At 51.3% G+C, this 12,943-nt stretch carries 12 protein-coding genes; all 12 read left to right on the forward strand.

The window, feature by feature from the left end; translation table 11 throughout:
• The first annotated feature begins 96 nt into the window (after positions 1-96).
• The 12 genes from Pla100_RS13345 to lhgO all read left to right on the forward strand — a co-directional run bounded on the left by Pla100_RS13345 (position 97) and on the right by lhgO (position 12,925).
• A complete protein-coding gene (locus Pla100_RS13345; RefSeq protein WP_231603027.1) occupies positions 97-1,311 on the forward strand; it encodes an ABC transporter ATP-binding protein in 1,215 nt (404 codons plus the stop codon).
• Entirely contained in the window at positions 1,295-1,999 is a 705-nt protein-coding gene (locus Pla100_RS31595; RefSeq protein WP_146578212.1) for an acyltransferase, read from the forward strand. Before Pla100_RS13345 ends, Pla100_RS31595 begins: the two co-directional genes overlap by 17 nt.
• A 2-nt stretch (positions 2,000-2,001) precedes the next feature.
• Entirely contained in the window at positions 2,002-3,204 is a 1,203-nt protein-coding gene (locus tag Pla100_RS13355) for an N-acetyl sugar amidotransferase (protein WP_197167909.1), read from the forward strand.
• Positions 3,201-4,244: a glycosyltransferase family A protein gene (locus tag Pla100_RS13360; protein WP_146578214.1), complete on the forward strand. Its 1,044-nt coding sequence runs from the start codon at positions 3,201-3,203 to the stop codon at positions 4,242-4,244. Before Pla100_RS13355 ends, Pla100_RS13360 begins: the two co-directional genes overlap by 4 nt.
• The gene (locus Pla100_RS13365; protein WP_146578215.1) at positions 4,241-5,452 is read left to right on the forward strand and encodes a phosphopentomutase; all 1,212 of its coding nucleotides are present in this window, start codon (positions 4,241-4,243) and stop codon (positions 5,450-5,452) included. The genes Pla100_RS13360 and Pla100_RS13365 overlap by 4 nt, the downstream gene beginning before the upstream one ends.
• A gap of 70 nt (positions 5,453-5,522) precedes the next feature.
• Positions 5,523-6,302 carry a nucleotidyltransferase family protein gene (locus Pla100_RS13370; protein ID WP_146578216.1) on the forward strand — a complete coding sequence of 260 codons (780 nt, stop codon included), beginning with the start codon at positions 5,523-5,525 and terminating at the stop codon, positions 6,300-6,302.
• A gap of 54 nt (positions 6,303-6,356) precedes the next feature.
• Positions 6,357-7,307 (forward strand): glycosyltransferase family 2 protein, encoded by a 951-nt coding sequence (locus tag Pla100_RS13375; RefSeq protein WP_146578217.1) that lies wholly within the window; start codon positions 6,357-6,359, stop codon positions 7,305-7,307.
• Between the two features lie 59 nt (positions 7,308-7,366).
• A complete protein-coding gene (locus Pla100_RS13380; protein ID WP_146578218.1) occupies positions 7,367-8,218 on the forward strand; it encodes a glycosyltransferase family 2 protein in 852 nt (283 codons plus the stop codon).
• Between the two features lie 32 nt (positions 8,219-8,250).
• The gene (locus Pla100_RS13385; RefSeq protein WP_197167910.1) at positions 8,251-9,036 is read left to right on the forward strand and encodes a class I SAM-dependent methyltransferase; all 786 of its coding nucleotides are present in this window, start codon (positions 8,251-8,253) and stop codon (positions 9,034-9,036) included.
• Positions 9,037-9,152: 116 nt separating this feature from the next.
• Complete coding sequence (locus Pla100_RS13390) at positions 9,153-10,376, forward strand: glycosyltransferase (RefSeq protein WP_231603068.1); 1,224 nt, start codon at positions 9,153-9,155, stop codon at positions 10,374-10,376.
• A complete protein-coding gene (locus Pla100_RS13395; RefSeq protein WP_146578485.1) occupies positions 10,369-11,559 on the forward strand; it encodes an N-acetyl sugar amidotransferase in 1,191 nt (396 codons plus the stop codon). Before Pla100_RS13390 ends, Pla100_RS13395 begins: the two co-directional genes overlap by 8 nt.
• A gap of 172 nt (positions 11,560-11,731) precedes the next feature.
• Positions 11,732-12,925 carry an L-2-hydroxyglutarate oxidase gene (lhgO, locus tag Pla100_RS13400; RefSeq protein ID WP_146578221.1) on the forward strand — a complete coding sequence of 398 codons (1,194 nt, stop codon included), beginning with the start codon at positions 11,732-11,734 and terminating at the stop codon, positions 12,923-12,925.
• Positions 12,926-12,943 lie beyond the last annotated feature (18 nt).

Genomic DNA, 12,943 nt, shown 5'->3' on the forward strand with positions numbered 1-12,943 from the left:
CTGCCAACTCCATTCATGAGCGCAGCGATCACCATCGAAAACGTTTCCAAAATGTACCGACTTGGGCAAGTCGGAACGGGAACGCTTGCGCATGACTTGAATCGGCTATGGGCCAGGGTACGTGGCAAAACGGATCCGTTTTCAAAGGTGGGGCAAGAGAACGATCGAGAGCAGGCTGGCGGCGAATACGTCTGGGCCTTGCAAGACATCAATTTGGAAATCGAACAGGGGCAGATCCTGGGGATCATCGGACGCAATGGTGCGGGCAAGTCCACGTTGCTGAAACTCTTGTCACGCGTCACGGCGCCCACAACGGGGCGCATCGTTGCCAACGGTCGAATGGCTAGCCTGTTGGAGGTTGGCACCGGTTTTCATCCCGAATTGACCGGCCGCGAGAACATCTTTCTCAACGGCGCAATTTTGGGAATGACGCGACCAGAGATCAAAAAGCAATTTGATGACATCGTCGACTTCTCTGGTTGCAACAAGTACATCGACACTCCCGTCAAGCGATACTCATCGGGCATGTATGTTCGCTTGGCGTTCGCCGTGGCCGCTCACTTAGAACCCGAGATTCTGATTGTCGATGAAGTGTTGGCGGTCGGTGATGCCGACTTCCAGTCACGCTGCATTGGTAAGATGGAAGACGTCAGCAAGAACTCTGGCCGGACCATACTGTTTGTTAGCCACAACATGGCGACCGTAAAACAACTTTGCCCTAAATCCGTGCTGATGGAAAAAGGTCGAATCGCCAAAATCGATAATTCTACCGATGTTGTTAGTGCCTATTTGCAGGGTCAGGTAGTGGCGGACCGAATTCGCACATGGGGTGGAGACAATGTGGCCCTATCCGCTGAAATTGAACTTCACGAAATCGCAATACTGGATGAGCGTGGGCTACTTGAGTCAGCTCTTTCAACAGATAGTGAAATTCAGATTCGAATTTCCTACACCGTTCTCCAACCTATTCACAACTTGAGGGTTGCGTTACTTATCACGACTGGCGACGGGACGGAGGTATTTTCATCAAGTGATTTGATGTCGAAGTATCCTAATGTTCCTCGAAAGCCAGGATGCTATTACAGCACCTGCATAATCCCCCCTTTTCTGCTAAATAGGGGTGTATACGTTGCATTTGTCGACTTTGACGTCGCCTGTCAACGAGATATTCTTTCTGGAAACAGTGTCGTGTTTCAAGTTGGCGAACTCGCGATCAACCAGTTGGGTCAAACGCGTGCTCCGGCGCCCTCCGGGGTTGTCCACCCTATCCTCGACTGGGAAATCACCAAGAAGAATGATTCCCCGCAGTAAACTTGCAGAGCATCGGCAGCCAAAGTCAATTTGGAAGCGCGGAGCCGGTTGGGTGAAAAGGAAAGTGATTGTTGGCGGCACTAGCCTAATGTACCAGGCTCTTTTGAGACTGCCATGTTTTCACGCAATCAGAAATACCGCTTGTTCCCAGAATCCCTGTCGTTTTAAGCATTGGATTGCTCAGCGCATCCTGCGAATTAACGGCGACGTCTACTGGCCGGTGCACTTTGCAAGCCGAATCAACGAACCTCGCAATATACACGTTGGAGTTGACTGTGCGCCCGGGTACGAACCTGGCTGCTACATCCAAGGTATCGGCCCAATTGTGATCGGAGACTACACCCAGGTTGCCGCCAATGTTGGAATCATTGGTGCTAACCATAATGTTCATGATCTCCGCGCCCACACCGAACCGAAAGGCGTTTCGATTGGGAAATATTGCTGGTTGGGCATGGGATGCATCATCTTACCAGGTGTGACATTGGGTGATTTCACGATTGTTGGCGCAAATGCAGTAGTAACAAAGTCTTATCCAGATGGATATTGTGTTCTTGCTGGTTCACCCGCAGTGCAAATCAGGAAGCTTGATCCTGAATCCTGTTTGCAGCACAGAGCGGAGAATGAGTATCACGGTTTCATTCGCAAGGAAGACTTCCCTGACTACAGACTTTCAAGTCTCTGGATATGAAGATGAGTACCGCGACCACTTTTTCAGAAGACCGTGTTGCAACAACGCAATGCACGCGTTGCGTACTAACCGATGAAGATATTCCAGATTTTCAAGTTGACGAGGCTGGCGTATGCAGCACGTGCATCGGTTTTGCGGAACGCTGGGGAAGACACCTCAAGACACGGGAGTCACGGGAGGCTAAACTCGAAGAAGCGATTCGCATGGTCAAAGAAGCTGGTCGTGACTCAAGATACGACTGCGTGATCGGAATATCTGGTGGAGTCGACAGCACCTATCTTGCATGGAAGATCAATCAACTGGGCTTGCGTCCGATCGCGGTACATTTTGACAATGGATGGAATTCAGAACTAGCGGTTCAGAACATACAAAGCCTGACTTCGAAGCTGAAGATTGATTTGATGACATTTGTCGTCGACTGGCCTGAGTTTCGGGATCTTCAACGTGCGTATTTTCGTGCATCAGTGGTCGACATCGAAGTACCAACCGACCATGGCATTTATGGAACGCTATTCCAAACTGCCGTCCGCCATAATGTTCGATACGTGCTCGGAGGTAATAACATCGCAACGGAAGGCTTCATGCCGAATGGTTGGCACTACCAGAAATGCGATCACATAAACCTGCTAGACATTCACAGGAAATTTGGAACGCAACCACTAAAGACATACCCCTTGTTTGACTGCAGGATGAAGAAGAGTGTTGCTAAGAGAGGAGTTGAACTCTTAGAAATCCTGGACTTGATTGAATACTCGCGAGAGGAAGCTGTCTCTGTGATTTCAGGTGAGCTGAATTGGCGAGACTATGGGGTTAAGCATGGAGAATCCACATTCACAAAGTTTTATCAGGGTTTCGTTCTCCCTCGCAAATTCGGAATCGACAAACGCAAGGCACACTTATCAACGTTGATCGGAACTGGCGAGCTAACGCGTGAAGGGGCATTGGAGATCCTAGCAAAGCCTGTTTACTCTCCGAGTGAGCTTCGAGTTGAACGTGAATATGTTCTAAAGAAACTCGGTTTCACTGACGCCGAATTTGACACAATCATGGCAACTCCTCCTCGTCCGCATCGTGATTACGAAACTGAGGGCTCATTATTTTACGAGCATCGTTGGCTATTGCCAGCGCGCCCAATCTGGGAAAAAACACGAGACCTGCTGGGCCTTAGGCGAAGACCTCGTCCAAATCATTTCGAGATCCGGTGACCACCGTCGCATTCTTAACGCCCAACTTCAATCGCCAGGACTTGTTCCCGACGACATTGGCGTCCATGCAAGCGCAGACGCTGGAAGATTGGGAGTGTTGGCTAGTCGATGATGGCTCTGATCCAGAGAACTACGATGCCATGGTTGCGATGTGCGTTGACGAACCTCGGGTCCGGGTTTCACGTCGCAACCGCGAGCCCAAGGGCGCCTGCACATGCCGCAACATCGGTGCCGCCCAAACGGAAGCCAAGTATGTGATCTCGCTGGACACGGACGACATCATCGAACCGTTTTGCCTGCAGCAACGTGTCGACAAAATGGAGCAACATCCTGAGCTGGATTTCGCCATCTTCCCCTCGCTGATGTTCGAAGATGAACCGAACGATCTAGGCCTGTGGTGGAACATTGACACCGGGGAAGACCTGCTGGAAAGACAGTTCCGTCAAGACGCCATCTGCCAAGGCACCGGTAGCATCTGGACGACAGAAGCGTTTCGCCGAATCGGAATGTGGAGTGAGTCTTTGGCTCTTTGGCAAGACATCGACCTCTATTTCCGAGCCTACATTCAAGGCTATCGCTACGAAAAGTTTTTCGACTTACCACCAGATCTACACAACCGCTGCAATCACGCCAGTCTAAGTCGCGCGAGCTTTTACAATCGAGCCAAACAAGAGAGCCGCATTCAAGTGGTGACCGATGCCATCGAATTGCTCGAGCGGAGCGGGAAATCGGACCTGCGGCCTTGGGCCCGATACATGGTTGCTGAAATCTCCAATGGTAACGCCAGCGCAAGACACTTTGACCTGAGCAGTAAAATCACTGACTTCGCGCGCACACATAAAGTCATCAATGATACCGAGTACGCGACCTTGAAGCGTGTACGACAGGTATACGAATATCGCTTGTACCGCTTGCCGGGCATAAAGAGCTGGCTGCGATCAGCATCCCAGAATTTTACTTGCCGATCCCTATTGGGAAGAGTCCGTGTTGGAGATGAGTCGAAGCATTTGCAAGCGAACCAGGAAGCTTTGACAGCATGAAACGCGCCATCGTGATTGTGATTGACGCTTTAGGAATCGGAGCACTGCCCGACGCGCCGCAATACGGAGATTCGATGCAGTGCAACACCTTCGGAAACGTGTACCGACACGCCGGTGAACTGAAGATTCCGAATCTCCTGTCACTGGGTCTTGGTAACATCGAGTCCGTCGACTGCGTCCCCCCGTATCCCAATCCCATCGCAAGCTTCGGGCGCATGATGGAGGTCTCGCAAGGCAAGGACACCACAACCGGCCACTGGGAGATCGCGGGCTTGATTCTGGATAAGCCATTTGATGTCTTTCCCAATGGCTTTCCCGATGACTTCATGGACAAGTTTGTCGATATCAGTGGCTGTGGAGGTTTCTTTGGTAACTGCCCCGCGTCCGGAACAGCCATTGTCGAACAGTATAATGAATCCCACGTGCGTACAGGGCACCCAATTGTCTACACGAGCGCGGACAGCGTTTTTCAGATCGCATGCAACACCGATGTGGTCCCGCTCGAGAAACTATACCAGTGGTGTCAGCAAGCACGGGATCTGTTGGATCAAGATGAAGCGTTCAACGTTAGTCGCGTGATCGCTCGTCCCTACCACGAAGTCAACGGGCAATTGCAAAGACGAAGTGGAGACCGTCATGACTACGCCGTCCCGCCCCACAAGCCGATGATCATGAACCATCTCCTCGACAACGGCGGAGCCGTGCTGGGAATTGGCAAAATTGTGGACATCTTTCTTTCAAGTGGGATATCACATGCTGTGCATACATCCGGGAATACCGACGGACTAAAGCTGACGACAGATGCGATTGCCGGACGATTGCCTCTTGATAGTCTGCGAACTAATCAGGCGTGCGAGTCTCACCCTACGAGCCAGTTCATCTTTACAAATCTGGTCGATACCGATGCCCTCTATGGGCACCGCAACGACCCCGCCGGCTATGGGAAAGCGTTGGAAGAGATCGATGCCGCATTGCCCGCAATCTTATCCGCTATGACCGAGGACGACCTGTTAATCATCACCGCTGATCATGGATGCGATCCCACTGCGCCAGGTACTGACCACACGCGTGAATACGTTCCATTGCTTGAATTCAGTCCCGCATTGCCCGCACGTTCAATCGGCACCAAGCGTTCCTTTAGCTACATCGCTGATCGGATAGCCGATTGGTTGGACATCATGAGCTGGACACCCTTAGCTGTGAGTTAACGTTTTTCGCTTCGTTCTTTCACTTTCCTAATTTCCTCTAGCATCTCGCTACTCGTTTCTCGCAGCTCAAATGAAAAATCTTGTTGGCATCATCCCTGCGGCAGGGAAGGGGACTCGTTTAGCTCCATTTCCATGTCCCAAAGAATTGTTCCCCGTTGGATTCCAAGACTTCAAAGTTGGCGACAGAGTTGAGAAGCGTCCCAAGGTGATCAGCCAATACATATTGGAAGCCATGTTGGAAGCTGGGGTCGAACGTGTGCTGTTCATCCTGGGCGAGAGCAAGAGCGACATCATGGAGTTCTATGGTGACGGCAATCGGTTTGGTTGCGAGATCGGATACCTATACCAAGAGCGTTTAAACGGCATGCCAACGGCAATCAATTTGGCCAAGCCTTGGATTGGTGATGCCACTGTCGTGTTTGGCATGCCCGACACCATCATTCAACCAGGCAATGCCCTGAAACAAGTTCTGGATCAGCATCAAGCGTCCGCAGCGGAATTGTCACTGGGATTGTTTCCTACCAACACGCCACAAAAGTTCGGCATGGTCGAGTTCGATGAATCGCACAACGTACTCTCGACGATCGACAAGCCGACGCAAAGCGAGTTGACTCACATGTGGGGCTGCTGCTGTTGGTCCGTCGAATTCACCGACTTGATTAACAGTTACCTAATCGAAAACCAAGACCACCCCAAAGAGATCGTCCTGGGCGATGTCTTCGAACGAGCGTTGGAACTGGGCCGCGCCGTCAAGGCTGTTCCCATCGATGGTAGCTACATCGACATTGGCACCGCCAACGAATTGAACAACGCCCTCGCCCGCTTTGCTCTCGAAGAAACTAGAAACTAGAAACGCTCGCCTACTGCTCCTCCGGACTCCGGACAACTGACAACTGAAATCCCCATGCTCATCTCCATTGTCATTCCCGTGAAGAATGAAGGCCGCCATATCCGCCAATGCATTGCCGGTTGGCTGGGGCAAACCCTACCCGTCCACGAGATCATCGTGATCGACTCGGGTTCGACCGATGACACGTTGTCGATCGTGGCCGAGTTTCCTCAAGTGCGTGTGATCGAGATCGATGGTTCCCAATTCAATCACGGTACCACACGCAACGTGGCAGTCGCGGAAACCACCGGTGGTCTGGTAATGATGACGGTCGGCGACGCGCGACCATTCGACGATCAAGTGCTGGAGCGTCTTTCGGCGTGCTTCGATGACGACGCGGTTGCGGGCGTATGCGGATTGCAAGTTGTACCGCACGACGTCGACAAGAATCCCACCGAGTGGTTTCGCCCCTACAGTGAACCCACCATCACGACCTACCACTATCCCGCTGGCCAATACGACGAATTGCCACCTGAGCAAAAACATCAAGCAACGGGCTGGGATGACGTGGTGGCGATGTACCGTGGCGAAGTACTTCGCAACCAGATTCCGTTTCGTGAAATCACTTACGGAGAAGACGTTCAGTGGGCCCAGGAGGCCTATCGGGCGGGATATGCATTGAAGTTTTGCCCCACGGCGCGCGTCTATCACTATCACTTGGAGGACGCGGACGTGACCTTTAAACGAGCGATTACGATGTACTACCTTCGATATCGAATGTTTGGCGTAGAACCCACGCCGCCGCCACTTTGGCTTCCTCTCCTAACCGCAACCAAGACATTGTTGAAGGAGCGCGGCTTGAGCATCGGTCAGCGGATGCGATGGATGAAACACAACTTAAGCAATCGGCTTGCTCTGCGGAGCGCGTTCCGCCGCTTCCACACCGCACTCAGCGCTGGCAGCGACCACGTCGAAAACCTGCACCAAGAGTTTACCGGCAAACAATTCAAAGTGAAAAGTTCTTAGTACTTGACGTTTGAATCGAAACAAAGAACGAAGAACCAAGAACTCTCCAACTTTTCCTCATGCCCCTCGTCTCGGTTCTAACGACTAGCTACAACCGCGCTGATTTCATCAGCGAGGCGATCGAGAGCGTGTTGGCGTCGACGTTTGAAGACTTCGAGTACATCATCGTCGACGACCGATCGACGGATGACACCTACGAAATCGCCAAAGCTTACCAAACGAGGGATCAGCGCGTCCGTGTCTACCAAAACGAAAAGAACCTGGGCGACTATCCAAATCGAAATCAAGCCGCCTCCTATGCAGCGGGGACGTACCTGAAGTATCTCGACTCTGATGACATCATGTACCCGCACTGCCTGGACGTCATGGTACGTTGCATGCAGAAGTACCCAAATGCGGGCCTGGGATTGTGCGCCTTCAGCGACGTAAATGCCCCATTTCCATCCGTGGAGACGCCACGGAGCGGGTATCTCAAGAACTTTATGGAGATCGATTTATTCGGTCGAGCTCCGGGTTCCGCAATCATTCGGCGAGATGCGTTTGATGCGGTAGGTGGCTTTACTGGAAAGCGACAAATTGGTGATCACGAGCTGTGGCTGATGATTGCGCGACAATACGATGTCGTCCGCATGCCGCGCGACTTGGTCTGGGATCGCCAGCATGAACAGAAAGAATCACTTTACGATGACGCGTTTAAGAAAGCCGCTATGCATCTTGAAATCGTGGTCAACGCGATAATGGCGAACGACTGCCCGCTTACCACGTCTGAAAAACGCGCCGTGGGTGATCAATTACGCTCCAGTTACAACAAGCAATTCATACGCGAACTGATTAGAGGCCGAATTAAAAACGCAATGCTTGCACGGAAGATGGTGAAGATGACACGACCACTGACTAGGAACGCCGAGTAAATTCAATGTGCCACACTGAAGAGAGCGACGTCATGGAAAACGCGTTCGATGCGAAAGACTATTGGGAGTCCCGGCTTACTGAAAACTTCAACTTGCGCGGCGTCGGCGATATAGGACTTCCAAACAGCTACAACAAATGTCTTTATTCCATCAGGAGGTTCGCATTCCGTCTCGCAACCAAGAACTTGAAAGGGCTCGAAAAACCATCCGTTCTTGATGTAGGGTCCGGCACCGGTTTCTACATTCAGCAATGGCTCGAACATGGAGCAGAAGCGTTAAATGGAAGCGATCTCACGTCAACCGCAGTCGAAAACCTGCAAGCTCAGTTTCCAGCAGCGAAGTTTCGGCAGATGGACATCAGCGCCACTTTACCAGAGGGAATTGGTACTTACGATGCGGTCTCCTGCTTTGATGTATTGTTCCACATCGTTGACGATCAAAAATACAATGCAGCAATCGCGAACATCGCTTCCTTGATCAAGAGCGGTGGCTACTTCTTCTATTCAGACAACTTCTTGAAATCGGAAACAAGAATCACGCACCAGTCTGGGCGAACCGAACAGACAATCGTGAACGAACTGGAGAAAAACGGCCTCCAAATTGTACGCCGCTTGCCGATGTTTGTGCTAATGAATGATCCCGTCCGCTCCGACAGTCGCCCACTTCGGAAAGCTTTTTCGTTGACTTATCGCCTGGCCTCACGCGGCGAAGAATGGGGAAAACTGGTAGGCAACGTTTTAATGCCAATCGAGCGTTGCTTGATCCGCTGCAAGACCCGTGGACCATCAACGGAAATCATGGTTTGCCACAAAGCATAAACGATGGCGAAGCGAGTGCAATGGCAATGAACGGAAAAGGTGACGATCATGAATCCAAACACATTCTAGTTTTGCCTTCAGAGCAGTTTCAACCGCCGGATTCGCACCTAGCAGGCATGTTCCAACTGCACCAAGCGAGAATCCTTCGTGAACTGGGCTATCAAGTTGGCGTAATCTCAATCGCTCAACAATATTCGATTCCAATGCTAGTCAAAGCAATTGTTTTGAGAGCGTTCGGACGACAGCATTCGCGAGTGGAAGATTCTTCTCTACCAAACCTGATCCGCTTGTTTTGGAACAAAATGTTCCAACTCCAACGATTCGTTCGCGAAGACATGATCGATGGTTTACCAGTGATTCGAATAGATGGATTCTATTATTGGCCTCCGCATCCGGCCAGGAACCATGTGGGATGGATCAAAGCCGGCTTGATCGCGTTCGAGAGATACCGGCAGCAATACGGGCTGCCCGATCTGGTACACGCACACAATTGTGACGCGGCGGGTCTGCTTGCCAGAGAAATCAAAGTCAAGCATGGCATTCCTTACGTGATCACGGAACATAGCTCGTACCTGCATCGGGGACTCATTCCCCCCAGTTTGTATCCGGCATTATCTAACAGTATCCGAGATGCCGATGCAATGTTGGTCGTCAGCCCAACCCTGAAGAGCACGATGAAAGCAAAACTCGGGGACGTAGCCGACATCGCTGAATACCTACCAAATGTGATCGACCCACAGATTGAATCCATTTCGCTTGCGGTAAATCAACCAAGTCCTCCACCAATCAAGTTTCTAGCAATTGGCGACTTGATTCCCCTAAAAGGACACGCCAATTTAATCTCGGCGTTCGCTAAAGCGTTCCACAAATCGACGGATGCAATTCTGGCCATTGCAGGTGACGGCCCCGAACAAGAGAACCTGAAACGTCTGATTCAAGAGTTTGGTTTGAACCAGCAAGTCACGTTGCTCGGACGAATCTCACGCGACCTAGTGATTTCAGAATTGGACTCTTGCCACTGCTTGGTGCTCCCCAGCCAATTTGAGACTTTTGGTGTTGTCCTTATCGAAGCTTTATCTCGTGGAAAACCTGTCATCGCGACGCAATGTGGTGGGCCACAATCAGTCGTAACCGATCAGGCTGGAATCCTTGTGCCCGTCAACGATGTCACCGCACTTGCCAAAGCATTGAACCAAATCCACTCTGAATTAGATCGATTCGATTCCGTTGTCATTCGAGAATCGGTCATAGATCGATTTGGAAAGAAGGCCTTCTCTGCAAGCATTGAAGAGGTTTATCAAAGAGTGTTTCAGAAAAAGCAGTTACCGACGCATGCCTAGAACAAGTATCTCTACTACTGTTCCAACTGCCGCGATTTCAGCGCAGACCGATTTTCGGCAATGTACCATTTGCGTGCTTGACACCCGTGATGATCCAAATATGCGTTTCGATGATGATGGTTTTTGCCATTACTATCAGGAATACCTGGATACAGCCGCCAAGCACCTGCCTTCTCCCGAGACCCGAGAGGCTGAACTAGAAAGGCAAATCCAACAGATCAAGGGCGACGGCAAAGGACGCGATTACGACTGCATTGTCGGTGTCAGCGGTGGTGTCGACAGCACTTACGTCGCCTGGCTGGCCAAGCAACATGGACTACGCACACTCTGCGTCCACTTTGACAACGGCTGGAACTCGGAACTGGCCGTCGAGAACATTCACAGCATTGTTAGCAAACTTGACTTCGACCTGTTCACTTATGTGGTAGATTGGGAAGAGTTTCGCGATGTCCAACTTGCGTTCATCAAAGCATCCGTTGTCGACATTGAACTGGTCACCGATCACGCCATTTTTGCCACGCTCTATCGGCAAGCTGGCAAGCATGACATTCGCCACATCCTAAGTGGCACTAACGTGATGACCGAAACCACTCTGCCTCCACACTGGATTCACCACAAGACGGACCACGTCAACATCAAGGCCATCCACAAGCGTTTCGGCACACGCCCCATGAAGACGTATCCACTGATGGATTGGAAGGTCAAGAAAGTGTTGCAAATGCACAAAGGGTTGCAGGCATTGTCGATCCTTAATTACGTGCCCTATAACAAAGCGGAAGTCAAGCAGCGGATCATCGACGAACTCGGTTGGCGTGACTACGGCGGCAAACACTATGAGTCCATCTTCACACGCTTTTACCAAGGCCACATCCTGCCCACAAAGTTCGGGATCGACAAACGCAAGGCCCACCTGTCCGACCTGATTTTTGCCGGCCAAATCACAAAAGAAGATGCATTGGCCGAGTTGGCCCAGCCCATCTACGATCCCGCGCAAGAGCGTATTGACCGTGAGTTCGCATTGAAGAAGCTGGGCCTGACTGAAGCTGAATTTGTGAACATCATGAAGCAGCAACCAAAGTCTCATTACGACTTCCCTACCGAACGTCCGCTCCTAGAAACCTATCCCATTCTGAAACCACTTCGATGGCCGATCAGTTTGGTTAGAAGGGTTCTTAGTTCTTAGTTCTTAGTTCTTAGTTCGTAGTTCGTAGTTCTTAGTTCGTAGTTCTTAGTTCTTAGTTCTTAGTTCGTAGTTCGTAGTTCGTAGTTCTTCGTGCTTCGTGCTTAGTGCTTCGTGCTTGCGGTGCAAGCATGCACAACGAAGCACTAAGAACGATGAACAAAGAACGTTAAACATGTCTGAAATCTGTATTATCGGTGGCGGGATCGTGGGATTGGCGACGGCACGTGCGCTCAGCCTGCTCAACCCCGACGCGCGTTTGACTGTGTTGGAGAAAGAAGCCGACACTGCTTTGCATCAGTCGGGACGTAATTCGGGCGTGTTGCATACCGGGGTGTATTACAAGCCAGGCTCGTTGAAAGCGACGACTTGTCGTGCGGGTAAGTTGGCCATGCAAGACTTTTGTCAGCAACACGATGTTCCCTTTGAACTATGTGGAAAAGTGATCGTCGCCACCTCCGATGATGAGTTGGGACGCTTGGAGAACATCCTGAAACGTGGCACGGAAAACGGTGTGACATGCCAACAGATTGACGTTCCCCAACTGAAGGAAATTGAGCCGCACGTCAAAGGAGTAGCCGCGATCCACGTGCCCGAGGCTGGAATCGTGGATTACCCGGCCGTTTGCCGCAAACTGGTGAAACTGCTGCGTGAATCGGGCCATGATGTCAGGTTCAACTTTGAAGTCACTGCGATCGATCGCCAGGCACAGCAAACGAGAATCAGAAGCGAGAAAGACGAAGTCACCGCCAACTACGTCGTCAATTGTGCTGGGCTCTACAGCGACCATGTCGTTCGGCTGGCGGGCGGAAAACCCGAACACCGAATCGTGCCGTTCCGTGGCGAGTATTACGAGCTGCGGAACGAGTTTCGTCATCTTTGTCGACACTTGATCTACCCTGTTCCCGATCCCAGCTTCCCGTTCCTTGGTGTACACTTCACCCGGATGATCGACAACAGTGTGGAGTGCGGCCCCAACGCAGTGCTGGCTCTGGCGCGAGAAGGATACAATTGGAAGACCATCCGAATGGACGAGCTGGCAGAATCACTCGCCTATCGTGGTTTTCAAAAGTTAGCGTTGAAACATTGGAAGATGGGGGCGGGGGAGATGTGGCGGTCGGCATCGAAAGCCGCCTTTGTGAAAGCGCTCCAGAAGTTGATTCCAGATATTCGCCGCGAATACGTTTCTCCTTGCCGTGCCGGTGTAAGGGCGCAAGCCGTGGCTGCGGATGGCAGTCTTGTTGACGATTTTAAGATTCAGTTCGATAACGGTATCGCACACGTCTTGAATGCACCTAGCCCGGCGGCTACCGCGTCCCTTCAAATCGGGGAACATATTGCGGCGAAGATTCTACAGGCTAGCTTCTAGTTTCAAGTAGTTACGTAG

The organism is Neorhodopirellula pilleata (assembly GCF_007859915.1).
In the GTDB taxonomy this organism is placed as follows: domain Bacteria; phylum Planctomycetota; class Planctomycetia; order Pirellulales; family Pirellulaceae; genus Rhodopirellula; species Rhodopirellula pilleata.